The organism is Micromonospora sp. NPDC049060, from assembly GCF_040649055.1.
Classification (GTDB): Bacteria; Actinomycetota; Actinomycetes; order Mycobacteriales; family Micromonosporaceae; genus Micromonospora; species Micromonospora reichwaldensis.
The window spans coordinates 109493-134788 of record NZ_JBEZEV010000006.1 but is presented as its reverse complement, the minus strand read 5'-3'; the positions used below and the strand labels follow the sequence as shown (position 1 = coordinate 134788).

The following is a 25296-nucleotide window of genomic DNA, read 5'->3' as shown; positions in this document are numbered from 1 at the left end:
GCGCTCTCGGAGGCGTCGGTCGACGGCGCGGCATCCGGGGTCACGGTCGGCTCGGGCCGGACAGGCGACGGCGCGGCATCCGGGGTCACGGTCGGCTCGGGCCGGACAGGCGACGGCCCGGGCGGCGTGCCACCCGGGCCGTCCACGGCACCGGCCGTGGTGTCGTCGTGGGTCACCCGGTCAGTCCGCCGGCCGGACGATGATGCGCCGGTTCGGCTCGACGCCCTCGGACTCGCTCTCCACGCCGCTCATCGCGTTGACCACGTCGTGCACGCACTTGCGCTCGAACGCGGACATCGGCTCCAGGCGCACGGGCTCGCCGTGCTCCTTGACCTTCTCCACGGCGTTCTTGGCGACGGCGGCGAGTTCCTTGCGGCGGGTCGCCCGGTAGCCGCCGACGTCGAGCAGCAGCCGGCTCGGGGTGCCGGTCTGCCGGAAGACGGCCAGCCGGGCGAGCTCCTGGAGCGCCTCCAGGGTGGCGCCGCGCTGGCCGACGAGGTTCTGCAGCCGGCCGCCGACAACCTCGACGACGGGACGACCGGCGGAGACCAGCTCGTCGATGTCGCCGTCGTAGTCGAGGATGTCGAGCAGGCCCTCGACGTAGTCGGCCGCGATCTCGCTCTGCCGGAACAGCTCGCTCTCGCCGACGGCCTTCTTCTCCCGGGTGCCCGACTCCTCGTCGGTCTCCTCGGTCTCGCCGTTCACCGCGGTCGGCTCGGTCCCCTCCTCGTCCAGGGACTCGTCGGCGCGGGGGGTGCTGGTGTCGGTCACGGTCTCATCTCCGTAGTCGCTCGGCCGGACCGTCGGGTCCGCTGGTTTCCCGGGGCCGGCGGGAGGTCGCCGGTGCCCACGGGCACGTCTGTCGTACGGGCAGTTTCGCCCGTGGCCGCGCCGCGCGCGGCGGTTCCGCCCGGCGCCGGCCGTACGGCGGCTGCGCGGTGCGGAACGGGCCGCCGCCGGTCTCCCGACGGCGGCCCGGACGTTCTCAGCCCTGCCGCTTGGCGGGGCCCTTCTTCGGGTTGACCGGCTTGGCGCCCGGCTTGGGGCCGGCGACCTTCGGCGCAACCGGCTTGGCCGGGGCCGGGGGGGCCGACTTGGTGCGGCCCAGCAGGCCGCCCGTCTTCGCCGGCTGCACCGGGTTGCGGGACGAGGCGCCCGGCTTGCTGGTGGCGGTGGGCGGCGGCGGGAACTTCCGCAGCACCCACTGCTGCTGCGCGAGGGTGAAGAGGTTGTTGGTGACCCAGTAGATGATCACACCGATGGGGAAGATGGCCCCGGAGATGAGCAGCGACAGCGGGATGCCGTAGAGCATCAGCTTCTGGATCATCCGCTGCTGCGGGTCCTCGGCCCAGCCGGTCTTCAGGATCATCTGACGGCTGGTGAGGTAGGTGGTGCCCATCATCACCAGGACGAGGATTCCGGCGATGATCTTCACGGTGGTGCCGTTGGCGCCGAGCCGCGTCAGCTCCTCGGCGGTGGAGCCGAACTTGCCGGCGATCGGGGCGGTGAAGAGCTTCGCGGACGAGGCGCTCTCGAACTGGCTGATCGTCCAGCCGTAGAGGGTCTTACCGGCCTCGCTCTTGTCCGGGTTGAGCCGACGGAGCACGTGGAAGAGGCCCAGGAAGACGGGAATCTGGAGGAACATCGGAAGGCAGCCCATGAGCGGGTTGGCCTTTTCCTTCCGGTAGAGCTCCATCATCTCTTTCTGGAGCGTCTCCCGGTCACCCTTGTGCTTCTCCTGCAGGGCCTTCACCTGTGGCTGGAGCGCCTGCATCGCCCGCTGCGACTTGATCTGCTTGACGAAGACGGGGAACAGGATCACCCGGACGGTGACCACCAGGAAGATGATGGCGAGGATCCAGGCCCAGTTGGTGCCGATCACCGCCGGATCCGGCACCCCGACGAAGTCCCAGGCCCCGTGCCAGACCAGCAGGATCCACGAAATCGCGTAGTAGATCCAGTCGAGACTCAATTCTCAGGCTCCAGTCACATCGGCGCGGCGGCGGCCGCCCGGCTTCGGCACCGGGTCGTGTCCACCTGGGTGAAAGGGGTGGCAGCGCAACAGCCGCCGGGCCGTCAGGCCAGCTCCCCGGATCGCGCCGTGCACCGCCACCGCCTCCAGGGCGTAGGCACTGCACGACGGGTAGAACCGACAGCGGGCCGGCAGAGCCGGACTTATCCACCGACGGTACGCGATGACGGGCCCGCTCAGCACCCGGGCACCGATCGTCGTCGGCCGGGGCTCGGCCGGTCCGCTGGTCACCGGGACCGCCGCCCGCGGGGCGCCTTCGCGGCGACGATCGCCGCGTCCAGGTCGGCGCCGAGTCGCGGGTACGAGGCGTCGGCCGCGGCGGGCTGCGCGCGTACGACCAGGGTGCTTCCCACGGGCAGATCCGCCAGCCGCTCGCGGACCAGGTGCCGCAGGCGACGCCGGACCCGGTTGCGGACCACGGCGTTCCCGACGGCCTTGGACACGACGAAGCCGGCGCGGGCAGGTGCGGAGGGTTGCTCCGCACCGCTGCTCCGCGCCGGCTCCGGCGAGGTTGCTGTCGCGGCGTCGGGGGTTGTCGGCAGGCTCAGGTGGACGACGACCGCGCCACGGCCGGCACGTCGACCACCGCGGACCGCTGCGGCGAAGTCAGTGCTGCGCCGCAGTCGCTGTGCGGCCGCCAGCACGACTGCCCACGTCCCCCGGACCTGCCCCGGTCGGCCTCAGGCCGACAGGCGGGCGCGGCCCTTGGAGCGACGGGTCGACAGGATGGCGCGGCCGGCACGGGTGCGCATGCGCAGCCGGAAGCCGTGGGTCTTCGCGCGCCGGCGGTTGTTCGGCTGGTAGGTGCGCTTGCTCACGTCAGGCTCTCCGTTTTCGTACGCCCCGGGCGAGGGGTCGCCGGGATCGTGTGGTGGTCCAGGCCACCTCGGCGGTGGCCCCCGATCGGTGCTGCCCGGTGGCGCGGGACCTCGGCGATGCGGGGAAGCGACCGCGGACAGCAAGCACCTAACACCCTAGCAGAGGGCGAGAGAGCAGCCGTTCCAGCCTACGCAGGGCGGCAACGACCGTCAAACACCCTCAGCAGGGCGGACACCGGGCCCTCCCGGCGGACGGAGCGGCGGTTTTCGCTGATGTCGGCGAGGGTCGCCGCGCGTCGGCGGTTGATGGCGCGCCGACAACGCTGTTACCGTGCCCGATTGCGGTCAGCGTCGAAAGGTCCGGTCGTCGCCGGCGGGCAAGACCGGACAAGGTAGTGAATCGTTCGGCACGGTGAACCCGCTTCAGCGCCCGTTCAGGCAGGGGGCAGGTCCGACCCGCGTCCGGCGGGCGGCCACAATCGGTGCGTACACAGGCTGTGGATAACTTGTGGACGAGGACCGGTCGGTCGTCCGGTGGGTGTCGTTCCGCCCGCGCGTACGCGACGGGCCCGGGACGGCCGACCGGAGAAGACAGCGGCGTCGGCGGAGCAGAGGCGAGGGGGTGGCACGACGGTGACCGGTACGACCGACCTTGCCGCGGTGTGGACAGCAACGACCGACGAGCTCGCCGACGAGATCATCTCCGCGCAGCAGCGGGCGTACCTGCGGCTGACCCGGCTGCGGGCCATCGTCGAGGACACGGCGCTGCTCTCCGTCCCGGACGCCTTCACCCGAGACGTGATCGAGTCCCGCCTGCGCCCGGCGATCACGGAGGCGCTCACTCGCCGACTGGGCCGACCGATCCAGGTCGCGGTGACCGTACGCGTGACCGAGGACGGTTCCGGCCGCCCGGCGGGGACCGTCTACCGCAGTGTTCCCGAGCCGGGGCCGGCCGACCACGACGGCGGGCCGCCCGGCTACGCCGACGCCGGCTACGACGGGTTGCCCGGGCAGCGCGACGGCGGGGACCACGACGCCGGGCAGTCGCCACTCATCCCCGAGCAGGCGCACCCCCGGCGCCGGCCCGACGCGTCGTCGCCGGGCGACGACGGGCACCGGCCGGACGACCGGGACGGGCAGGAGGCCCTGTTCAGCACCGCCTTCGCCGAGCCGCCGCGCCCCGACCGGTCGGGGCCGCCGCGGCACCCGTCCGAGCGCCGGGGCTACGACGAGCAGACCGCCCGGCTGGACCCGCCGGCCGCCGACACCCGGGGGTACGAGCCGCGCTACCGCGAGGACGCCGTCTCCCCCCGGGACCAGCACGTGATCCGGGCCCTGCCCCGCGACACCGGCACGGACAACGGACCCGGGCGGGGTGGCGCGGATCACCGGCCCGGTGGCCGTGACGACCGCCGCATGCCCGGCGTCGACGGCGGGGGCAACCGGCTCAACCCGAAGTACATGTTCGAGACGTTCGTCATCGGCTCGTCCAACCGCTTCGCCCACGCGGCGAGCGTCGCGGTCGCCGAGTCGCCGGCGAAGGCGTACAACCCGCTGTTCATCTACGGCAGCTCGGGGCTGGGCAAGACGCACCTGCTGCACGCCATCGGGCACTACGCCACGACGCTGGGCAACGCGCGCTCGGTGCGGTACGTCTCGACCGAGGAGTTCACCAACGACTTCATCAACTCGCTCCGGGACGACAAGACCAGTGCGTTCCAGCGGCGCTACCGCGACGTCGACATCCTGCTGATCGACGACATCCAGTTCCTGGAGAACCGCGAGCGTACGCAGGAGGAGTTCTTCCACACGTTCAACACCCTGCACAACGCCAACAAGCAGATCGTGATCACCTCGGACCGGTCGCCGAAGCAACTCGCGACCCTGGAGGACCGGCTGCGTACCCGCTTCGAGTGGGGGCTGCTCGCCGACATCCAGCCGCCGGACCTGGAGACCCGGATCGCGATCCTGCAGAAGAAGGCGGCGCAGGAGCGCCTCTACGCCCCACCGGACGTGCTGGAGTTCATCGCCTCGCGGGTGTCGAACTCGATCCGGGAGCTGGAGGGCGCGCTGATCCGGGTGACGGCGTTCGCCAGCCTGACCCGCTCGACGGTCGAGCTGGCGCTGGCCGAGGAGGTGCTGCGGGACTTCATCCCGGACGGCGCCGGGCCGGAGATCACCGCCGACCAGATCATGGTCTCCACCGCCGACTACTTCGGGGTGAGCCTGGAGGACCTGCGCGGCCACTCCCGCTCCCGGGTGCTGGTGAACGCCCGCCAGGTGGCCATGTACCTGTGCCGGGAGCTGACCGACCTGTCGCTGCCCCGCATCGGGCAGGCATTCGGCGGCCGGGACCACACCACTGTCATGCACGCCGACCGCAAGATCCGTCAGCAGATGGCCGAGCGCCGTTCGCTCTACAACCAGATCGCCGAGCTGACCAACCGGATCAAGCAGAACACCTGAGCGACGGCCGACGAACGCGCCCGACCGGACCATCGGTCGGGCGCTTTTTCGTCCTCCACAGCCGGTCCCGGCTTGACCCCTCGACATGGTCTAGGCCACAGCATCTGAGCCGTGACCGTCCACCGCCCCGATCGTTGTCCACATCTCGTTGTCCACAGCCTGTGGGAAACTACGGTCCGTCCACGCTCCGGTTACCCACAGGTTGTGGACAAACCCTGGGGACGACCTGTGGACGCCTGGGGACAACCGGGTGGTTGTCCACCGACGACGGTCGGCCTGTGGGAAACCTGTTGAAGGTTCTGGGGATGACGCCGTCGCCGCGGCTTCCGCCTGTCCACAGGTCTGGGGAGAAAGTCGGTGGATAACCGGTGGATAACCGGTGGACGACGGTGGACAACCTGGGGGCGCTGGCCGCCTGTGGACCGGGAGGCGAGTTTTACCCCGGGTTCTCCACAGGTAAACCACCGGTGGATAACGTGTCTGAGCTGCGTAAACGCGGGTTCTCCACAGTTTGCACAGGTGCGATGAAGATGACGAGTTATCTCTTCTAAGAGAACAAAAACCAATCATCACCGTTGGACTTCCTGTGGATTGGCCGGAACGCCGTCGTGGACGGCCTCCCGGCACCAGGAGTCCACGGGGTCGGGCGCACAGCCGATGCCCACGCGCCCTAAGGTGCGATGGGTACCCGCACGGACAGGCGGGTCGGTAGGCAGCGGTCGGCATGAGAGAGTTGTCGCTGACGTCGACGCGGAGGCATTGATGAAGTTCCGAGTGGAGCGCGACGCGCTCGCTGAGGCCGTGGCCTGGACCGCGAAGAGCCTGCCCAACCGGCCGTCCGTACCGGTGCTCGCCGGCGTGATGCTGCGCGTCACCGACGGCAACCTGCAGGTCTCGGGCTTCGACTACGAGGTCTCCAGCCAGGTGACCGTCGAGGTGCAGGGGGACGCCGACGGCGCCGCCCTGGTCTCCGGCCGACTGCTGGCCGAGATCACCAAGGCACTGCCCGCCAAGCCGGTGGACATCGCCGCCGTCGGCGCGCACCTCGAGCTGGTCTGCGGCAGCGCCCGGTTCACCCTGCCCACCATGCCGGTCGAGGACTACCCGTCGCTGCCGGAGATGCCGGAGAGCACCGGCACCGTCGACGCCGCCGCCTTCGCCGCTGCGGTCGCCCAGGTGGCCATCGCCGCCGGGCGCGACGAGACGCTGCCGATGATGACCGGCGTACGCATCGAGCTCTCCGGCGGCACGCTGGCCATGCTCGCCACCGACCGCTACCGGCTGGCCCTGCGCGAGATGGAGTGGAACCCGGACGACCCCGAGGTGAGCGTCAACGCCCTCGTGCCGGCCCGGACCCTGCACGACACCGCCAAGGCCCTCGGCCCGATCGGCGGCCAGGTCGTCATGGCGCTCTCCCAGGGCGCGGCCGGCGAGGGAATGATCGGCTTCGCCGGCGGCACCCGGCGCACCACCAGCCGGCTGCTCGACGGCGCGAACTACCCGCCGGTGCGCTCGCTCTTCCCGGCCAGCCACAACGCCGAGGCGCGGGTGCCCGTCAGCACTCTGATCGAGGTCGTCAAGCGCGTCGCCCTGGTGGCCGAGCGGACCACCCCGGTGCTGCTCAGCTTCAGCACCGACGGCCTGGTGGTCGAGGCCGGCGGCACCGAGGAGGCGCGGGCCAGCGAGGCCATGGAGGCCACCTTCACCGGCGACCCGCTGACCATCGGCTTCAACCCCCAGTACCTGATCGACGGCCTGACCAACCTGGGGGCCCAGTTCGCCGTGCTCTCGTTCGTCGACGCCTTCAAGCCCGCGGTGATTTCGCCCGCCGGCGAGGATGGCGAGGTCATCCCCGGGTACCGGTACCTCATCATGCCGATCCGCGTCTCCCGCTGATCGCGCCCCGAGAAGACCCCGACGCACGGAGGTAGGAACACATGCAGCTCGGCCTGGTAGGGCTCGGCCGGATGGGCGGCAACATGCGCGAGCGGTTGCGCGCCGCCGGGCACGAGGTGGTCGGCTTCGACCACAACGCGGAGCTGAGCGATGTCGCGACCCTGGCGGAGCTGGCGGAGAAGCTGGAGTCGCCCCGCGCGATCTGGGTCATGGTCCCCGCCGGCGTCACCGACGCGACCATCGACGAGCTCGCCGACGTCCTCGGCGAGGGCGACATCATCATCGACGGCGGCAACTCCCGCTTCAGCGACGACGCGCCCCGCGCCGAGCGGCTGAACGAGCGCGGCATCGGCTACCTCGACGCCGGCGTCTCCGGCGGCGTCTGGGGCCGGCAGAACGGCTACGCGCTGATGGTCGGCGGCGCCCAGGAGCACGTCGACCGGCTCATGCCGATCTTCGAGTCGCTGAAGCCGGAGGGCGAGTTCGGCTTCGTGCACGCCGGGCCGGTCGGCGCCGGGCACTACGCCAAGATGGTGCACAACGGCATCGAGTACGGCCTGATGCACGCCTACGCCGAGGGCTACGAGCTGCTGGCCAAGTCCGAGCTGGTCACCAACGTGCCGGGGGTGTTCAAGTCCTGGCGTGAGGGCACCGTGGTCCGCTCCTGGCTGCTCGACCTGCTGGACCGGGCCCTCGACGAGGACCCGGAGCTGGCCGAGCTGAGCGGCTACACGGAGGACACGGGCGAGGGCCGCTGGACGGTCGACGAGGCCGTCCGGCTGGCCGTGCCACTGAACGTGATCACCGCCTCGCTCTTCGCCCGCTTCGCCTCCCGCCAGGACGACTCGCCCGCCATGAAGGCCGTCGCCGCGCTGCGCCAGCAGTTCGGCGGGCACGCCGTCCGCAAGCGCTGACCGGAATCCCCGCGCCTGTGTACGTCCGCCGGCTCGAACTGGTCGACTTCCGCTCGTACGAGCGGGTCGGCGTGGACCTGGAGCCGGGGGCGAACGTCCTGACCGGTGCCAACGGCGTCGGCAAGACGAACCTGGTCGAGGCGCTGGGCTACGTGGCGACCCTGGATTCGCACCGGGTCGCCACGGACGCCCCCCTCGTCCGGATGGGCGCCTCCTCGGCGGTGATCCGCTGCGCGGTCGTGCACGAGGGGCGCGAGCTGCTGGTCGAGCTGGAGATCGTTCCGGGCAAGGCCAACCGGGCCCGGCTCGGACGGTCGCCGGCCCGCCGGGCGCGGGACGTCCTCGGCGCGCTCCGGCTCGTGCTGTTCGCCCCGGAGGACCTGGAACTCGTCCGGGGCGACCCGGCCGAGCGCCGCCGCTACCTCGACGACCTGCTGGTCAGCCGTCAGCCCCGGTTCGCCGGGGTGCGGGCCGACTACGAGCGGGTGGTCAAACAGCGCAACGCGTTGCTGCGCACCGCGTACCTGGCCCGCAAGACGGGCGGGTCGCGGGGCGGGGACCTGTCGACCCTGGCGGTCTGGGACACCCACCTGGCCCGACACGGCGCCGAGCTGCTCGCCGGCCGGCTGGAACTGGTCGCCGCGCTGGGCCCGCACGTGACGAAGGCGTACGACGCCGTCGCGGCGGGACGGGGGGCGGCCGGGATCGCGTACCGGCCGTCGGTGGAACTGGCGGAGCCCACCACCGACCGCGAGGCCCTGGCGGCGGCGCTGACCGCCGCGCTCGTCGAGTCCCGCTCCGCCGAGGTCGAGCGGGGCACCACCCTGGTCGGCCCGCACCGCGACGAACTGGCGCTGACGCTGGGCCCGCTGCCCGCCAAGGGGTACGCGAGCCACGGCGAGTCCTGGTCGTACGCCCTGGCGCTGCGGCTCGCCGCCTACGACCTGCTCCGCTCCGACGGCATCGAGCCGGTGCTGGTGCTCGACGACGTCTTCGCCGAGCTGGATGCCGGGCGGCGGGAGCGGCTGGCGGAGCTGGTCGGCGGGGCGAGCCAGCTGCTGGTGACCTGCGCGGTCGACGAGGACGTGCCGGTGTCCCTGCGCGGCGCCCGGTACGCCGTGGGCGAGGGGACGGTGCGACGTGCCGGATGAGCAGCTTCCGCCGGCCCGGCTCGGCCCGGGCCGTGGCGGCGGAACGACCGGCGGCGCGGCGGGCAACGGCGGCGCGGCGGACGGCGCGAGCGGGCCGGAGCTGGCCCGGGCGGTGCTGGACGCGGCGAAGGCCCGCCGGGAGGCGGCGCGCACGCGGCGGCGTACCTCGGGTGGCGGCGGAGGCGACGGCGGCCAGGAGCGGCGGCTGCGCGGCTACTCCGGCCCCGGGCCGGATCCGCGCGATCCGCAGCCGCTCGGCGCGGTGCTCAACCGGCTCGTCAAGGCGCGTGGCTGGCAGCAGCCGGCGGCCGAGGCGACGGTGTTCGGCGCCTGGGAGCGGGTGGTGGGCCCGGAGGTGGCCCAGCACAGCCGGCCGGTGAAGCTGGAGGACGGCGAGCTGACCGTGGAGGCCCGCTCGACCGCGTGGGCCACCCAGCTGCGGCTGCTGGCCGGCTCGCTGCTCAAGCAGATCGCCAGCGAGGTCGGCCACAACGTGGTGCGCAAGCTGCACATCCACGGCCCGGCGGCGCCCTCCTGGTCGAAGGGCCCGCGCCGGGTCCGTGGCCGCGGCCCGCGGGACACCTACGGCTGACGGTCAGCGACCCTCGCGCCGGGCCTCCCGCTCGGCGCGCTTCCGCTCGCGCTGCTCGCGGCTCCACTGCTTGCGCCGCTCCAGGTCCCTCTTCCACGCCTCCCGGGCGTGGTTCGAGCCGCCCTGCACCGCGCCCTGGACCTCGGGCGGGCCGGCGAGGCGCCGGAACGCCCAGGCCATCAGGCGGCCGCCCTCGCCCGGGGCCTTCGGGGTGGGCTTCTCCTCGGTCATCGCCTGGCCTCCGGTGCGACGGGAACGATTGGCGTACAAACCATTGGTACACCAATCATTGGTACGCTCGCAACGACGACGAGGAGGCCCGCCCGTGACCGACCAGCCCGACGGGGACCCCCTGGCGCTGGAGCAGCAGGTGTGCTTCGCGCTCTCCGTCGCCGCGCGCGGCGTCGTCGCCGTCTACCGCCCCCTGCTGGAGCCGATGGGGCTCACCCACCCGCAGTACCTGGTGATGCTCGCCCTCTGGCAGCACGCGCCGCTGTCCGTACGCGACCTCAGCCGCCTGCTCCAGCTCGACCCCGGCACACTGTCGCCCCTGCTCAAGCGGCTGGAGGCGACCGGCTACGTCCGGCGCGAGCGCGACCCCGCCGACGAGCGGAGCCTCGCGGTGACGCTGACCGCCGCCGGCCAGGCGCTGCGGGCGCGGGCCGAGCAGATCCCGCCAGCGATCGTCGAACGGCTCGGCATGCCGGTCGAGGACCTGCGCCACCTGCACGCCGTGCTGACCCGGGTCATCGACGCCGCCAACCGCGGGTCCGCCGCCGAGAGGGGTCAGGCGTCGGCGTAGACGGCGAAGCCGCGGTCGGCGCAGCGCCGGTAGAAGGCCGCCAGCACGGCCAGCTCGGCGCAGGTGAAGTTCCACTGCGGCGGCTCGCCGCTCTCGTCGCGCAGCGCGTCCAGGCGGCTGTCGAGCCAGCGCAGCTGCTGCTCGGCCAACCGCCCGTCGGCGAGCAGCGACCGCAGCACCTGGCTCACCGAGTCGAAGGTGACGGCCTCGCCGTGCGGGCGGTGGCCCGTCACGAACCGCTCGATGCCGCCGGCGACCCAGGCACAGCCGTCGGGATCGATCACCGGATCCTCGTCCTCGGCCGCCGCGTCAGTGGCGTAGAGCACACCCTCCAGGCCGAGCAGGAGGTCGACCAGTTCGGTGTACGCGGTCGCCCGCACGGTGCCGGTCTTGGCGATCAACTCGGCTAGCGCCGCGGTGGGCGCGGAGATGCGGGGCATGTCGACGATGTCGCCGAAGTCGACGAACTCGGCCGGCGCGACCGGATCGTAGAAGCGGCCGGTCCGCGGCCACTGCACCGCGACGTTGTCCAGCCCCATCGGGCGTCACCTCTTCGAGAGCACGGATAGTTCGTAACGGCTCGATCGTCCGGTTCCGGCCCGAAAAGATCAAGGCCGGGCCGACGGCGTGGCGGCGTTGGCGTTCCCGCCGTGCGACCGGCACCGATCGTCAGGCGGCGCCGCCCTCGATCGCCCCCTGGCGTGTAGGGGGAGTCGCGGGCGGCGCGGTTCGGCCGGCTACGTCGGTCTCAGCCGCCTCGCAGGGGTGCCGAGTGGTGGTTCTGTCGTCCGCGCACAGTAAGATTGACCCTGAGACGAAGACCCGGTGCGGAGCGACGAGACACGGGCCCGGAGCGGGGCCCGCGATCATTGTCCACGTCGGGTCGAGCCGATCGCGATCCGCGGGCAACCGCGGCGACCGGCGCGTTCGACCCGTACCCCGGAATTGTCCCCGGTGCCGGTCTGCGCGTCGACGTCGCGTCCTGTCCGCCGAACCCGCGCCCGACGCGCCACCAGGCGCGGACGGCGCGAGAAAGTGGCCGAAGGTGGCAGCGCAGGACAAGCAGGAGTACGGCGCCGGGTCGATCACCGTTCTCGAGGGGCTGGAGGCGGTCCGGAAGCGCCCCGGTATGTACATCGGGTCGACCGGTGAGCGCGGTCTGCACCACCTGGTGTGGGAGGTCGTCGACAACGCGGTGGACGAGGCGCTGGCCGGCCACTGCGACACCATCGACGTGGTGCTGCTCGCCGACGGCGGGGTCCGGGTCACCGACAACGGCCGGGGTTTCCCGGTCGACCTGCACCCGAAGCTGAAGAAGCCGGGTGTCGAGGTGGCGCTGACCGTGCTGCACGCGGGCGGCAAGTTCGACGGCAAGGCGTACGCGGTCTCCGGCGGTCTGCACGGCGTCGGCGTCTCCGTGGTGAACGCCCTCTCCACCAGGATGGCGGTGGAGATCCACAAGTCCGGCTTCGTCTGGCGGCAGCAGTACCACAACTCCAAGCCGACCCCGCTGGAGAAGGGCGAGTCGACCGACCGCACCGGCTCCGCGGTGGCCTTCTGGCCCGACGCCGACGTGTTCGAGACTGTCGACTTCGACTTCCAGACCATCTACCGGCGGCTCCAGGAGATGGCCTTCCTCAACCGGGGCCTCACCATCCACCTGCTCGACGAGCGGGTCCCGGAGGGCGAGGAGGGCAAGCCGCGCGAGGTCACCTTCTGCTACAAGGGCGGCATCGCCGACTTCGTCCGGCACCTCAACGCCTCGAAGAACCCGATCCACAAGACCGTGGTCGAGTTCGGCGCCGAGGAGGAGGGCATGTCGGTCGAGATCGCCATGCAGTGGAACGAGTCGTACGGCGAGTCGGTCTACACCTTCGCCAACACGATCAACACGCACGAGGGCGGCACCCACGAGGAGGGCTTCCGGGCCGCGCTGACCAGCGTCGTCAACCGCTACGGCACCGACAAGAAGCTGCTCAAGGGCGACGAGAAGCTCTCCGGCGAGGACATCCGCGAGGGCCTGGCCGCGATCATCTCGGTCAAGCTGGCCAACCCGCAGTTCGAGGGCCAGACCAAGACCAAGCTGGGCAACACCCCGGTGAAGAGCTTCGTGCAGCGCGTCTGCAACGACCGGCTGGTCGACTGGTTCGACCGCAACCCGGCCGAGGCGAAGATCATCATCCAGAAGGCGTCCCAGGCCGCCCGGGCCCGGATCGCCGCGCAGCAGGCGCGCAAGCTGGCCCGGCGCAAGTCCCTGCTGGAGTCCGGCTCGATGCCGGGCAAGCTGGCCGACTGCCAGTCCACCGACCCGCGCGAGTCCGAGGTCTTCATCGTCGAGGGCGACTCGGCCGGCGGCTCGGCCAAGCAGGGCCGTGACCCGCGGACCCAGGCGATCCTGCCGATCCGCGGCAAGATCCTCAACGTGGAGAAGGCCCGGATCGACCGGGTGCTGAAGAACAACGAGGTCCAGGCGCTGATCACCGCGCTGGGCACCGGCATCCACGACGACTTCGACATGGAGAAGCTGCGCTACCACAAGGTGGTGCTGATGGCCGACGCCGACGTCGACGGCCAGCACATCCAGACGCTGCTGCTCACGCTGCTCTTCCGCTTCATGCGCCCGCTGGTCGAGATGGGGCACGTCTACCTGGCCGCCCCGCCGCTCTACAAGATCAAGTGGAACAAGCGCGGTGATGACGCGCAGTACGCGTACTCGGACCGCGAGCGGGACGGGCTGATCGCGCTGCGCCAGCAGAAGAAGCCGAACGCGAAGCCGGACGACATCCAGCGGTTCAAGGGCCTCGGCGAGATGAACTACCCCGAACTGTGGGAGACCACGATGAACCCGGCAACGCGTACGCTGCGTCAGGTCACGCTCGACGACGCGGCCACCGCCGACGAGTTGTTCAGCGTGCTGATGGGTGAGGACGTCGAGGCGCGCCGCTCGTTCATCCAGCGCAACGCCAAGGACGTCCGGTTCCTGGACATCTGACGGGTCCCGGCGAGCCGGCCGGTCATCCACCGGTCGACCCGCCTGTCCACAGAGTTATCCACAGCGCGGCCGGTATCCACAGCCGTTATCCACAGCACGAAAACGACTCTGAGTCTGATAAGGGTTAACAGTGACCGATATCCCCGAGTCCACACCCAACGAGCCCGAGCTCCCGGAGACCGTCGCCGCCGTCGTCGCGCACGACCGCATCGAACCGGTCGGGCTCGAGGTGGAGATGCAGCGCTCCTACCTCGACTACGCGATGAGCGTCATCGTCGGGCGGGCGCTGCCGGACGTCCGGGACGGGCTCAAGCCGGTCCACCGCAAGATCCTCTACGCCATGTTCGACTCCGGCTACCGGCCGGACCGGGGCTACGTGAAGTGCTCCCGCGTGGTCGGCGACGTGATGGGTCAGTTCCACCCGCACGGCGACTCGGCGATCTACGACGCGCTGGTCCGCATGGCGCAACCCTGGTCGCTGCGCTACCCGCTGGTCGACGGCAACGGCAACTTCGGCTCGCCCGGAAATGATCCGGCTGCCGCGATGAGATATTGCGTGACCGGGGACGCGCGGGTTCGTACCGCCGAAGGATCCGTCCGGATCGGTGAGATCGTGCCCGGCGCGACGCCGAGCAGCGAGACGGACATCGACCTCAAGGTCCGGGACCGCAACGGCGACCTGGTCCGCGCCTCGAAGTTCTTCCACTCCGGCGAGCACCCGACGCTGAAGCTGCGCACCCGCGAGGGGTACGAGCTGACCGGCACCCACAACCACCCGGTGCTCTGCCTGGTGGACGTGGCCGGCGTGCCGACCCTGCTGTGGAAGCTGCTGGCCGAGATCTCCCCGGGCGACCGGGTGGTGCTCCAGCGCACGGTGCCCGACGAGATCGGCTACCCGATGTTGGAGCACGTCGAGGCCGCCGTCCTGGCCGGTGCCTTCGTCAGCGAAGGCTGGGTCTCGGAGGGGCGGGCGGGCTTCAACAACGTGGACCGCGAGTTCTTCGTCCGGGTCCTCGCGGCCTACGACCTGGCAGTGGGTGGCCGGCGGTACGTCAGCCAGCGCACCATCGCCTCCGGCAGCCTGCTGCACGAACTCGACGTCCAGGACCTCTCCGCCCTCCGGCAGAGCCTCCTCGGCGATCTGGTCGGGGCGCGCAGCGCCGACAAGTTCGTGCCCGAGTTCGTCTGGCAGGGGCCGGCGGCGGTCAAGAGGGCCTTCCTCCAGGCGCTCTTCGAGGGCGACGGCTCCTCGTCGCTGCTGCCGCGCAACACCATCCAGGTCTCGTACTCGACCCGCAGCGAGCGGCTGGCCCGCGAGGTCCAGCAGTTGCTGCTCGAGTTCGGCGTGGTCAGCAGGCAGTGCCGGTACGACAACGGCGAGATCAAGGTCGTGGTGACCAACCGCCGCGACGCGCGGATCTTCGCCGCCCAGGTCGGCTTCCTCGGCCGCAAGCAGACCAAGCTGGAGTCCGAGCTGGCGTCGATCCCGGCAACCAGCACCGCGCTCTCCGGCGACCACGCCCCGTTCGTCGGTGACTTCATCCGCGAGCACGGTGCGAGCCGCTGGACCGAGCGGGACTGGCTGCGTCGGCACAACGTCGACCGCATCGAGCGTTGGGAGCGGGACCGCGACGAGATTGCGGCCCGGATCACCGACACCGAGGTGCTCGACGTGGTCGAGCCGTTGGTCGACGGCCGGTTCTACTACGCCGAGGCCACCAGCGTCGACGACGCCGGGGTCCAGCCGGTCTACAGCATCCGGGTGGACACCGACGACCACTCGTTCGTCTCGGACGGCTTCGTCAGCCACAACACCGAGTGCAAGCTCGACCCGCTGGCCATGGAGATGCTGCGGGACATCGACGAGGACACCGTCGACCTTCAGGACAACTACGACGGCCGGGCCAAGGAGCCCACCATTCTGCCGTCGCGGATTCCGAACCTGCTCGTCAACGGCTCCGAGGGCATCGCGGTCGGCATGGCCACCAAGATCCCGCCGCACAACCTGCGCGAGATCGGCGCGGCCGTGCAGTGGTGCCTGGAGCACCCGGAGGAGGACGAGGCCACCACCCTCGACGCGCTGCTGGAGATCGTCAAGGGGCCGGACTTCCCGACCCACGGCCTGATCGTGGGCACGCAGGCGATCCAGGACGCGTACCGCACCGGGCGCGGGTCGATCCGGATGCGGGCCGTGGTGGAGGTCGAGGAGGACAAGCGGGGTCGCCCCTGCCTGGTCGTCAGCGAACTGCCCTACCAGGTCAACCCGGACAACCTGGCCGAGCGGATCGCCGAGCTGATCAAGGAGGGCAAGCTCGCCGGCATCGCCGACATCCGCGACGAGTCCTCCGGGCGTACCGGCATGCGGATCGTGCTCGTGCTCAAGCGCGACGCGGTCGCCAAGGTGGTGCTGAACAACCTCTACAAGCACACCCAGCTCCAGGAGACCTTCGGCGCCAACATGCTGGCGCTTGTCGACGGGGTGCCGCGCACGCTCAACCTGGCCCAGTTCATCCGCTACTACGTCGAGCACCAGATCGACGTGATCCGCCGGCGGACGGCGTTCCGGCTGCGCAAGGCGGAGGAGCGGGCGCACATCCTGCGCGGTCTGTCCAAGGCGCTGGACGCCCTCGACGAGGTGATCGCCCTGATCCGGCGCTCGCCCACGGTCGAGGACGCCCGGCAGGGCCTGATCCGGCTGCTGGAGATCGACGAGATCCAGGCGACCGCGATCCTCGACATGCAGCTGCGCCGGCTCGCCGCGCTGGAGCGGCAGCGGATCCTGGACGACCTGGCCAAGCTGGAGGTGGAGATCGCCGACCTCAAGGACATCCTTGCCAAGCCCGAGCGGCAGCGCAGGATCGTCTCGGAGGAGTTGGGCGAGATCGTCGCCAAGTGGGGCGACGAGCGGCGCACCAAGATCGTGCCGTTCGAGGGCGAGGTCTCCATGGAGGACCTCATCGCCCGCGAGGACGTGGTGGTCACGATCACCCGTACGGGTTACGCGAAGCGGACCAAGGTCGACCTCTACAGGTCACAGCGGCGCGGCGGCAAGGGTGTCAGCGGGGCGACGCTCCGACAGGACGACATCGTCAGCCACTTCTTCGTATGCTCGACCCACGACTGGATGCTCTTCTTCACCAACAAGGGGCGCGTCTACCGGGCGAAGGCGTACGAACTGCCGGAGGCCAGTAGGGTGGCCAAGGGCCAGCACGTGGCCAATCTGCTCGCGTTCCAGCCCGACGAGCAGATCGCGCAGATCATCGAGATTCCGAATTACCAGGTGGCCCCCTACCTGGTACTTGCCACGAAGAACGGCCTGGTGAAGAAGACTCGGCTCGAGGAGTTCGACTCCCCCCGGTCCGGCGGCATCATCGCGATCAACCTGCGCGACGAGGACGAGCTGGTCGGGGCGGCGCTCGTCGCGCCGGAGGAGGATCTGCTGCTGGTCTCGAAGAACGCGCAGGCGATCCGGTTCAACGCGAGCGACGAGGCGTTGCGCCCGATGGGGCGGGCCACCTCGGGCGTGATCGGCATGCGCTTCAGCGAGGAAGACGTCCTGCTGGCCATGGAGGTGGTCCGCGAAGGGCTGGACGTCCTGGTGGCCACGAACGGGGGATACGCGAAACGCACCCCGATCGAGGAATACCCCGTGCAGGGCCGGGGAGGTAAGGGCGTGCTGACTGCGAAGATCACCGAGCGGCGCGGTGGTCTGGTCGGCGCGGTGGTGATCGACCCGGACGACGAGCTGTTCGCGATCACCAGCAACGGTGGTGTCATCCGGACTCCGGTGAAGCCTGTACGCCGTACGCGTGACCGGAACACAATGGGGGTCAAGCTGATGGACCTTCCGGATGGCGTGACTATCGTGGCGATTGCTCGCAATGCCGACGAGCCTGACGAACAGGACTAGTTGAATGACGGAGACACAGGCGAAGTCGGGGAACACGGGGACCTCGGCCACCCCGGTCGACGAGGAGGCCGCGAAGAGCGGCACACCAGCGACCGGCCGCGCGGCCGTGGGCCGGGCGACCGTCCCCGCCGACGCGCCTGCCCCGAAATTCACCCGGGCCCCCGGGATGACACCGCCTCCGGACAAGCCCTCCGAGGACGGCGACGCGGCGGACCGGACCGAAGCGGTGGGGGTCGACAAGCCGGCCCCCGCCGCCAAGCCGGCCGCCGCCACACCGACGACAACGCAGCCGCTGAAGGTCGGTGCCGCCCAGTCGACCGGCACCACCGGGACACAGCCGCGGATCACGGGCACCACCGGCACGCAGCCCCGCGTCACGGGCACCGCGAAGCCGCAGCCGGACGGCGCCCGCCCGACCGGCGCCGGCCGCCCCGCCAACGGGGGCGGCCTGCCGCCGGGTATCAGCGGCGCCGCCGCCGTCGGGGCGGCCCGTGTGGGTGACGCGGTACGCGCCGCGCGTACGTCGGTCAGCTCGGCCGCGTCGCGCGGGCCGCGCCGGGCCCGGCTGAACCTCAAGCGGATCGACCCCTGGTCCGTCATGAAGTTCGCGTTCGCGGTCTCGGTGGTGCTCTTCATCGTCGTGGTGGTGGCCACCTCGGTGCTCTACCTGGCCCTCGACGCGATGGGCGTGTTCACCAGCGTCAACGACAGCCTGACCGACCTGGTCAGCGCGGGCGGCGGCCAGAGCACCAGCGGCTTCCAGATCACCGCCAAGGGCGTGATCCTGAGCTCGGCGCTGATCGGCCTGGTCAACGTCGTGCTGTTCACGGCACTCGCCACGCTCGGGGCGTTCGTCTACAACGTCTGCGCGGACCTGGTCGGCGGCATCGAGCTGACCCTCGCCGAGCGCGACTGAACCACCTCGGAAGCCGGGGCACCGCCGAGCGCGGAGCCCCGGCTTTCGTGCGTCCGGAGCACGTCACAGAGCGTCGGGGCGGGACGTGCGGGCGGCGTAATCGGCTGGGCCGGGCGGGAAGCCTCCGGTAGGTTCAGAAGCGACGGCAACGCCCGGACGTCGCGGCGGCCCCCGATTTGGGGCCGGCCGGACGGATGGGTTAACCTTGCTCGTCGCCACGCGGGGCTATAGCTCAGTCGGTTAGAGCGCAGAGCTGATAACTCTGAGGTCGCTGGTTCGATTCCAGCTAGCCCCACCGCACATTCGTCCGACGGCAGTCGAGCGCGAGGGTAGGCCCCATGTTCAAGAAGCTTCTGATCCTGGCCGGCGTCGTTGGTGTGGCAGCCGTGGTGGCCAGGAAGGTCAAGGCTTCCAACGACGAGCGCGCCCTGTGGCACGAGGCGACCACCGCGCCCGACCTGCGCTGATTCTCGCTGGCACTGCCGGCACCGGCGGCTTCGTCCGCCTCCCGGGGCCCTAGCTCAACTGGCAGAGCACTGCCTTTGCAAGGCAGGGGTTAGGGGTTCGAGTCCCCTGGGCTCCACCAGCACTTTCCTTGGTTGATCTCGGTCCCGAGTACAGCCATTCGTACAGCCAAGCGGTCACGCCGTCCCCTCCTCGCCAAGGATCCGGTCGATGGCCGAGGCAGCCTGACGAGCCCGCGCCGGCAGGACGTGCCCGTAGGTGTCGGCCGTCATCCGAATCGTGGAGTGCCCGAGCAGCTCCATCACCGTGCGCAGCTCCTCGCCCTGGTCGAGGAGGAACGTGGCGAAGGCGTGCCGCAGGTCGTGCAGGTGCAGCCACTCCAGCCCAGCCGTCGCGCGGAGCTGCTCGAAGCGCCGGTTCACGTTCCGCGGCTCCATCGGCGTGCCGATCGTGCTGGCGAACACCAAGCCGAGATCCGACCACACCTCACCAGCAGCGAGCCGCTCCTTCACCTGGCGTACCCGCTGCGACTCCAACGCGCGGACGGCCAGCGTCGACAGCGGCAGCGGACGACTCGACCGGTGTGTCTTCGGCGGCACGAACTCAAGCCCTCGGTCGGTCCGCTGGAGCGTCTGCCGCACGAACAGCGCCTTGCCGGGCAGGTCGACGTGGGGGTGGGATGGCAAGCAAGGTGGCAGCGATGACGATCTCAGTAGGATGCTGAGATGTCGCGGCCAGTGATCTTCGACCTCTTCCATACCTTGATCCAGGGGGCCGACGAGGAGCGTGACCGGGTAGTCGGCGAGATGGCGGTCATGGTCGGGGTAGCTCCGGCCGAGTTGGTCACTGCGTACCACGCCACCTGGCGGGACCGGCTGGTCCGGTGGGACGTGGAGGAGACCATCCGCATCCTCGCCGGACGCCTCGGCGGCACACCAACCAACGAACAGGTGACACGGGCCGGTGAGCATCGGCGAGCCTTCGGGCGCCGGGTGCTGGACAGCGTTTCGACCGCCACCCTGGACGTGCTCGACGCGCTACGCGGCGACGGACATCCGCTGGCTCTCATCAGCAACGCCACCGCGGACACTGCCGAGGCATGGCCGCAGAGTCCGCTCGCCCAACGGTTCGGTGTCGCGGTCTTCTCCTGCGATGTCGGGCTGGCCAAGCCTGACCCGGCGATCTATCACCTTGCTGCCGAGCACCTGAGTGTTGGGCCGGCGGAGTGCGTCTTTGTTGGCGACGGCGCAGACGGTGAGCTGGCCGGGGCGGCAGCGGCCGGTATGACTGTCTTCCGGACCACGGAGCACAACGACACCGACCCGGGCTGGGGCGGGCCGGCTTTCGCCACCCTGGGCGACCTGCCGGTCATACTCCGAGAGCCGTTCAAGGTCATGGAGCGGCATCACGCGTGGTAAGAGGAGCAGTCGCAGCCGCAGGCGGCCGGAATTGGGTGCACGCGGGATGGCGGGTGCAGCCAGCTCCGACGCCGACCGGACAACCGTCGTGCACCTCAGCGCTAAAATGGGTCACCGCGTAGGTCGACCCTCCCATGGACACGACCGTTTGTAGTCGGTCGGCACCTCGTGGCATGGCGGGTAGTGAAGGCGTGCAACGGCCTACCCGAGGAGGCAAGGTGGCTCAGCGCTCGCAGCGTCAGGGGGGTCGGTGTCCCGTCTGCAAACGCGTCGTAGCCCTCACCGCTGACGGAAGGGTTGCGCGGCACAACGGCACCATTCGTGCCTACGCCCCGCCCGAGGAGTGCCCTGGGAGTGGACAACGAGCGGAAGCCACGGGGTCATGAGCAACAGCGCGGCCCTGCGTAGATGCCAGTCAATCCGGTCGAATGGCCCGCAGGGGGAGACCGGCAAGCCTCAAGCATGAGGGCGGCGGTCGCGGTGCACCGGCAGGTGCCCCCCCCCCCCCCCGCCAGTTCCTACCGTCGTCCAGGTCAGGTCAAACCGGCACCTGGGAAGGGGGTGGGAGCGCCGTGGGCGGGGCGGTCGACCAGGAGCCGCCGTCGCCGGTCCCGGTCAGGGTCAGAAGCGCTGCTGTGGCGGTGTCCGCCGGGTGGTGGGCCGTGGACACGAAAGCCGAGTACAGCCGAGCGGTCACGCGGGTCGCGGCATGCCCGTGCGTCGACGACCTTCCGGGCACCTGATCGGATCGGGCCTCTACGGTCGGGCCGCGGGCAGGATCCTACGAGCAGGATCGACGTCGAAGGGAGGCCTCGTGATTGCGGCACTCAACCGGCTCGTCGACCTGGTCGAGGAGCACCTCACCGAGGAGTTCGACGTCAGCGGACCGGCCAGAGCGCTCGGCACGACCGAGTACCACCTGCGCCGGATGTTCTCGTCGTTGGCCGGCATGCCGTTGTCGGAGTACGTGCGCCGGCGCCGCATGACCGTCGCCGCCGCCGACGTCGTGCGGGGTGAGGACGATCTGCTGAGCATCGCCGTCCGGCACGGATACGGCTCGACGGAGGCGTTCGGACGTGCGTTCCGGGCGGTCCATGGCGCCAACCCCGGTGACGTTCGCCGCGACGGAGGTCCCCTTCGCACGCAACCGCAGGTCAGGTTCCGCCTGACCGTCGAAGGGAGCATCCCCATGGACACCCGCATCGTGGACCGCCCCGCGTTCCGGCTCGTCGGACACGCGGCCCGGGTCCCACTCATCCACCAGGGCGTCAATCCGCACATCCAGCAGCACATCACCGCGCTCCCGCCGCAGGAGCATCCCCGGCTGAAGGCCCTCAGCGACACCGACCCGGGAGGGCTGCTACAGGTCTGCGACGACCTCGATCCCGACGGCACCGAGGGCAGCGAGCTGACCTACCTGCACGGGGTTGCTGTGTCCCGGGACACGCCGGTCCCCGACGACCTCGACGCCATCGAGGTGCCGGCCGGCAGGTGGGCGGTCTTCCGCACCACCGGGCCCCACCCGCAGGCCCTGCAGGACACCTGGGCCGCGACCGCGACCGAGTGGTTCCCCTCCAACCCGTGGCGTCTGCGGCCGGGTCCCTCGATGGTGGCGATCCTCGAGCGTGCGGACGACTTCAGCACCGCTACCTGCGAGCTGTGGCTACCCGTCGAGCCGACGTGACGGACCTGGCTGCGGGCACGGTCCGGTCGGTCTCCCGGGCCCCGCAGCACCCCCTGATGCTCGCGGCAGCTTCAGCGGTCAGGGCAGGAACGTGAAGAGCGTCCCCGCGGCGTCCAGAGGTCGCGGTGTGCCCTGGAACCGGTGGACGCCGACGGAGAACCGCACGTCGGCCGGAGCGTGGAACGCCTCCTCCACGAAGCCGGCGTCGCGGAACCACCCCCGTACGGCCGGCGTGAGGTCCGGGGTCCGCCGCGCCCGGGTCCAGATCACGGTGGCACCCGCCGCGCAGAACTGGGGCAGGGCGGCGACGGTTCGCCGCACGTCGGCGTCCGGGATGTTGCCGAAGACTCCGACCATGAGCACCAGGTCGGCCGGAACCGTCCCGGCGTAGGAGGAGAGCTGGCCCGCGTCCGTCTGCCTGATCACGAGGTGGGAGAGTCCGGCCCGGTCGGCGGCGGCCCGCGCGGCGGCCACGTTGCCGGCGTCGTACTCGAGCAGGGTCACGTGCACACGCGGGGAGTCGAGCCGTGCGGCGAGTACGCCGATGAGGTCGTGGCCCTGCCCGGCACAGGCGCTGACCACCGTGAGCCGTTCCTCGGAGCGCTCGTCGAGCCACGAGGCGATGTGCTGCTGCACCAGCCGCAGCCGACGTGACAGTGGGGAGTCCGCGTCGGCGTACGACTCGTGCCACGCCTGCCAGTCGGTACCGCCGGTCACGGGCGGGTGTGCTCACGCAGCAGCGCGAGGAGCCCGTGGCCGTCCTCGATCCGCGCGTCCGGTTCGACCCCCGGGAGCGCCGGTTCCCGGTCGGTGCGGGGCGAGCGCATGAGGATCGCGGCGCCCGTGCCGGCGCGACGGGCGCAGACGACGTCGCGGTGCACGGTGTCGCCGACGAACCAGCAGTCGCCGATCGGCACGGCGACGGCGCGGGCCGCCAGCAGCGCCAGTTCCGGGTTCGGCTTCCGGGGCCCGGCCTCGTCGCTGTAGAACTCGGCACTGAACAGCCCGGAGAGCCCCGCGGCGGCCAGGAAGTCCCGGTGGGCGGCGCCGCAGAGCGTGTTGCTGACGACCGCCATCGGCAGGCCGGCGCCGGCGGCGTGCCGCAGGGCCTCGCCGATGCCGGGACGCACCGCCCACTCCCGGCGCCAGGTCCAGGCGTACGCCAGCGGGGTCGCCTCCCGCTCGACGGCGGCGCGGGCCTCCCGCGGCCAGGACCGGGTCACGAAGTCGGCCCACACCTGGGCGTGCGGCAGCTCGACCGGGTCGTCCGTCCTGCCCACGTCGTCGCGCCACAGGGCGTATGCCCGCGCGCCCTCGCCCAGGTCACGGGCGATCTGCTCGTCCGGTACGGCGCCGTCGACGAGTTCGGCGAGGCGCCGCACCAGACCCGGCGGGGCCGGCGGTTGGGGCGGCGCGTCGGCCAGGACGCCGCCGAAGTCCAGCAGGAGGGCCCGGGGGGTACGAAGCATGCCCGTCATCCTCGCGCACCGGGGACAGGCGTCACCACTGTCGATACACGGTCGCCTTGCCGCCCGTCACCAGGCTGGCCGGCGGTACGTCCTCGGCCACGACCGCGCCGGCGGCGACCACGGCGTCCCGCCCGATGCTGACGCCGGGGAGGATCGTGGCACCGGCGCCGATCCACACGTTCTCCGCCACGTCGATGGGCCCTCCGCTCAGCCAGCCCCGTCGCTCCTCCGGATCGACCGGGTGGCCGACGGTGATGAAGGTGGCCTTCGGTCCGACCATCACCCCCGCACCTAGCCGGATGCCGGCGTAGTCCAGGAACGTGCAGTTCTGGTTGACGAACACGCGTTCCGCGAGGTCCAGGCGGAGGCCGTGGTCGGTGTAGAAGGGTGGATAGATCGTGATTCTCTTCGGCAGCGGCCTGCCGAGGATCTGTGCGAACAGCTTCGCCTTGCCCGCCTCGTCCTCGAAGGGCAGGACGTTCAGGCGGGAGGTGAGCTCGGTGACCCGCAGGACCCGCTCGGCCATGGCCTGGAACTCGGGGCTGTGGATGCGCATCAGACGGTCGCTGGACACGCCACGATCCTTCCTGTCGGCTCACGCGCGGGCGCGGCCGGCGCGGGGCACCGCGGTTCCGCCCGGCCGCCCACGAGCCGCCCGCCCCGGCAGGTTAGCGTCGGAGGCGTGACCACCGGATCCCCACGCGTGCTCCCGGCCGACAGCGGCATCGCCGAGGCGGCCTCCGTCCTGCGTACCGGCGGGTTGGTGGCCTTTCCCACCGAGACCGTCTACGGGCTCGGCGCGAACGCGCTGGACGCCCGGGCAGCGGCCCGGATCTTCGAGGCGAAGGCGCGGCCCAGCTTCGACCCGCTGATCACGCACCTGGCGGACGCGGCCGAGCTGGAGAAGCTGGTCGGGGCGGTGCCGGCGGCGGTGACGGCGTTGGCCGGACGCTTCTGGCCCGGGCCGCTCACGCTGATCGTGGACCGGCCGGCGGCGATCCCGCCGATCGTCACCTCCGGGCTGGCGACGATGGCGGTCCGCGTGCCGGACAACGCGTACGCGCGGGCGCTCATCGCCGAGGCCGGGGTGCCGGTGGCGGCGCCGAGCGCGAACCGGTTCGGCCAGCTCAGCCCGACGCGGGCGGAGCACGTGGTGCGGGGGCTGGGCGCCGCCGTGGACGTGGTGCTCGACGGTGGGCCGACGCGGTGCGGCATCGAGTCGACGATCGTGGACGCCCGGGGCGGGCGCCCGGTGGTGCTGCGCCTCGGCGCGCTGCCCCTGGAGGCGCTGGAGGAGGCGGCCGGCCCGGTGACCGTACGCCCGGGCAGCTCCGGGCAGCCCGTCGCGCCCGGCACGCTGGCGGCGCACTACGCCCCGCGTACGCCGCTGCGGTTGGCTTCGGGCGGCGAGCCACCGGCGGCCGACGGGGTCCGGCGCGGCTTCCTGGCCTTCCGGGACCGGCCGGCGGGCGACTGGGCGGCGGTGGAGGTGCTCTCCGCCGCCGGCGACCTGACCGAGGCCGCCGCGCGGCTGTTCGACGCGCTGCACGAGTTGGACGCCGCCGGGGTCGGCGAGATCCTGGTCGAGCCGGTCCCCGAGGTGGGCGTCGGCCGCGCGGTCAACGACCGGCTGCGCCGCGCCGCCGCCACCTGGCACCCGACGGCCTGAGGCGGGGCGGGCGACCGGGTCGGGCGGCGCGGCCTCCCGGCGGGCGCGAAACGCTGTCGACGCGGGCGGTTCCTTCCGGGTGCATGGGCCGGGAGGTCGGGG

General features: G+C 71.3%; 24 protein-coding genes and 2 tRNA genes. 15 read left to right on the top strand and 11 right to left on the bottom strand.

The window, feature by feature from the left end:
- Positions 1-180: 180 nt before the first annotated feature.
- The 5 genes from AB0B83_RS05195 to rpmH form a co-directional block, all read right to left on the bottom strand.
- Positions 181-771, bottom strand: a complete 591-nt coding sequence (locus AB0B83_RS05195; RefSeq protein ID WP_151452753.1) for a R3H domain-containing nucleic acid-binding protein — start codon at positions 769-771, stop codon at positions 181-183.
- A gap of 214 nt (positions 772-985) precedes the next feature.
- Complete coding sequence (gene yidC / locus AB0B83_RS05190) at positions 986-1972, bottom strand: membrane protein insertase YidC (protein WP_132235461.1); 987 nt, start codon at positions 1970-1972, stop codon at positions 986-988.
- A 3-nt stretch (positions 1973-1975) separates the two neighbouring features.
- Positions 1976-2215: a membrane protein insertion efficiency factor YidD gene (gene yidD, locus AB0B83_RS05185; protein ID WP_207914193.1), complete on the bottom strand. Its 240-nt coding sequence runs from the start codon at positions 2213-2215 to the stop codon at positions 1976-1978.
- Positions 2216-2259: 44 nt separating this feature from the next.
- On the bottom strand, positions 2260-2676 hold the full coding sequence (gene rnpA, locus AB0B83_RS05180) for a ribonuclease P protein component (RefSeq protein WP_357577064.1): 417 nt from the start codon (positions 2674-2676) through the stop codon (positions 2260-2262).
- Between the two features lie 36 nt (positions 2677-2712).
- Complete coding sequence (rpmH, locus tag AB0B83_RS05175) at positions 2713-2850, bottom strand: 50S ribosomal protein L34 (RefSeq protein ID WP_089002791.1); 138 nt, start codon at positions 2848-2850, stop codon at positions 2713-2715.
- Between the two features lie 633 nt (positions 2851-3483).
- Here rpmH and dnaA point away from each other — a divergent pair.
- The 5 genes from dnaA (at position 3484) to AB0B83_RS05150 (ending at position 9869) form a co-directional block, all read left to right on the top strand.
- Positions 3484-5316 carry a chromosomal replication initiator protein DnaA gene (gene dnaA / locus AB0B83_RS05170; protein WP_357577063.1) on the top strand — a complete coding sequence of 611 codons (1833 nt, stop codon included), beginning with the start codon at positions 3484-3486 and terminating at the stop codon, positions 5314-5316.
- 762 nt (positions 5317-6078) lie between these two features.
- Positions 6079-7212 (top strand): DNA polymerase III subunit beta, encoded by a 1134-nt coding sequence (gene dnaN / locus AB0B83_RS05165; protein WP_132235453.1) that lies wholly within the window; start codon positions 6079-6081, stop codon positions 7210-7212.
- Between the two features lie 41 nt (positions 7213-7253).
- Positions 7254-8126: a phosphogluconate dehydrogenase (NAD(+)-dependent, decarboxylating) gene (gnd, locus tag AB0B83_RS05160; RefSeq protein WP_132235451.1), complete on the top strand. Its 873-nt coding sequence runs from the start codon at positions 7254-7256 to the stop codon at positions 8124-8126.
- Positions 8127-8143: 17 nt separating this feature from the next.
- Positions 8144-9277: a DNA replication/repair protein RecF gene (gene recF / locus AB0B83_RS05155; RefSeq protein ID WP_357577062.1), complete on the top strand. Its 1134-nt coding sequence runs from the start codon at positions 8144-8146 to the stop codon at positions 9275-9277.
- Positions 9267-9869 (top strand): DciA family protein, encoded by a 603-nt coding sequence (locus AB0B83_RS05150; RefSeq protein WP_357577061.1) that lies wholly within the window; start codon positions 9267-9269, stop codon positions 9867-9869. Before recF ends, AB0B83_RS05150 begins: the two co-directional genes overlap by 11 nt.
- A gap of 3 nt (positions 9870-9872) precedes the next feature.
- On the opposite strand, the gene AB0B83_RS05145 is transcribed toward AB0B83_RS05150, so the two are convergent.
- Complete coding sequence (locus AB0B83_RS05145; protein ID WP_132235445.1) at positions 9873-10100, bottom strand: hypothetical protein; 228 nt, start codon at positions 10098-10100, stop codon at positions 9873-9875.
- Positions 10101-10194: 94 nt separating this feature from the next.
- On the opposite strand from AB0B83_RS05145, the gene AB0B83_RS05140 reads away from it, so the two are divergent.
- Entirely contained in the window at positions 10195-10671 is a 477-nt protein-coding gene (locus AB0B83_RS05140) for a MarR family transcriptional regulator (protein ID WP_151452760.1), read from the top strand.
- On the opposite strand, the gene AB0B83_RS05135 is transcribed toward AB0B83_RS05140, so the two are convergent.
- Positions 10656-11210: a hypothetical protein gene (locus AB0B83_RS05135; protein ID WP_132235441.1), complete on the bottom strand. Its 555-nt coding sequence runs from the start codon at positions 11208-11210 to the stop codon at positions 10656-10658. The two genes, AB0B83_RS05140 and AB0B83_RS05135, sit on opposite strands and share 16 nt — an antisense overlap.
- A gap of 506 nt (positions 11211-11716) precedes the next feature.
- On the opposite strand from AB0B83_RS05135, the gene gyrB reads away from it, so the two are divergent.
- The 6 genes from gyrB to AB0B83_RS05105 all read left to right on the top strand — a co-directional run bounded on the left by gyrB (position 11717) and on the right by AB0B83_RS05105 (position 19075).
- Positions 11717-13663: a DNA topoisomerase (ATP-hydrolyzing) subunit B gene (gene gyrB / locus AB0B83_RS05130; protein WP_357577060.1), complete on the top strand. Its 1947-nt coding sequence runs from the start codon at positions 11717-11719 to the stop codon at positions 13661-13663.
- A gap of 130 nt (positions 13664-13793) precedes the next feature.
- On the top strand, positions 13794-17573 hold the full coding sequence (gene gyrA, locus AB0B83_RS05125; protein WP_357577059.1) for an intein-containing DNA gyrase subunit A: 3780 nt from the start codon (positions 13794-13796) through the stop codon (positions 17571-17573).
- A 4-nt stretch (positions 17574-17577) separates the two neighbouring features.
- Entirely contained in the window at positions 17578-18489 is a 912-nt protein-coding gene (locus AB0B83_RS05120) for a DUF3566 domain-containing protein (RefSeq protein ID WP_357577058.1), read from the top strand.
- A 221-nt stretch (positions 18490-18710) separates the two neighbouring features.
- Positions 18711-18784: transfer RNA gene (locus AB0B83_RS05115), tRNA-Ile, on the top strand.
- 43 nt (positions 18785-18827) lie between these two features.
- Positions 18828-18956: a DLW-39 family protein gene (locus AB0B83_RS05110; RefSeq protein WP_210834795.1), complete on the top strand. Its 129-nt coding sequence runs from the start codon at positions 18828-18830 to the stop codon at positions 18954-18956.
- 43 nt (positions 18957-18999) lie between these two features.
- Positions 19000-19075: transfer RNA gene (locus tag AB0B83_RS05105), tRNA-Ala, on the top strand.
- A 55-nt stretch (positions 19076-19130) separates the two neighbouring features.
- Here the strand turns inward: AB0B83_RS05105 and AB0B83_RS05100 are convergent.
- Complete coding sequence (locus tag AB0B83_RS05100; RefSeq protein WP_357577057.1) at positions 19131-19640, bottom strand: site-specific integrase; 510 nt, start codon at positions 19638-19640, stop codon at positions 19131-19133.
- A gap of 39 nt (positions 19641-19679) precedes the next feature.
- Here AB0B83_RS05100 and AB0B83_RS05095 point away from each other — a divergent pair, with 39 nt between their 5' ends.
- Both AB0B83_RS05095 and AB0B83_RS05090 read left to right on the top strand, forming a co-directional pair.
- The gene (locus AB0B83_RS05095) at positions 19680-20372 is read left to right on the top strand and encodes an HAD-IA family hydrolase (protein ID WP_357577056.1); all 693 of its coding nucleotides are present in this window, start codon (positions 19680-19682) and stop codon (positions 20370-20372) included.
- Positions 20373-21186: 814 nt separating this feature from the next.
- Positions 21187-22056: an AraC family transcriptional regulator gene (locus AB0B83_RS05090; RefSeq protein WP_357577055.1), complete on the top strand. Its 870-nt coding sequence runs from the start codon at positions 21187-21189 to the stop codon at positions 22054-22056.
- Between the two features lie 78 nt (positions 22057-22134).
- On the opposite strand, the gene AB0B83_RS05085 is transcribed toward AB0B83_RS05090, so the two are convergent.
- From AB0B83_RS05085 to AB0B83_RS05075, 3 genes are read right to left on the bottom strand one after another with little or no spacing between them, the layout of a single operon-like run.
- The gene (locus AB0B83_RS05085) at positions 22135-22773 is read right to left on the bottom strand and encodes an SAM-dependent methyltransferase (RefSeq protein WP_357577054.1); all 639 of its coding nucleotides are present in this window, start codon (positions 22771-22773) and stop codon (positions 22135-22137) included.
- Complete coding sequence (locus AB0B83_RS05080) at positions 22770-23525, bottom strand: HAD family hydrolase (RefSeq protein ID WP_357577053.1); 756 nt, start codon at positions 23523-23525, stop codon at positions 22770-22772. Before AB0B83_RS05080 ends, AB0B83_RS05085 begins: the two co-directional genes overlap by 4 nt.
- 31 nt (positions 23526-23556) lie before the next feature.
- Positions 23557-24099 (bottom strand): DapH/DapD/GlmU-related protein, encoded by a 543-nt coding sequence (locus tag AB0B83_RS05075; protein WP_357577052.1) that lies wholly within the window; start codon positions 24097-24099, stop codon positions 23557-23559.
- Between the two features lie 108 nt (positions 24100-24207).
- Here AB0B83_RS05075 and AB0B83_RS05070 point away from each other — a divergent pair, with 108 nt between their 5' ends.
- Positions 24208-25194 (top strand): L-threonylcarbamoyladenylate synthase, encoded by a 987-nt coding sequence (locus AB0B83_RS05070; RefSeq protein ID WP_357577051.1) that lies wholly within the window; start codon positions 24208-24210, stop codon positions 25192-25194.
- The last annotated feature ends 102 nt before the right edge of the window (positions 25195-25296 follow it).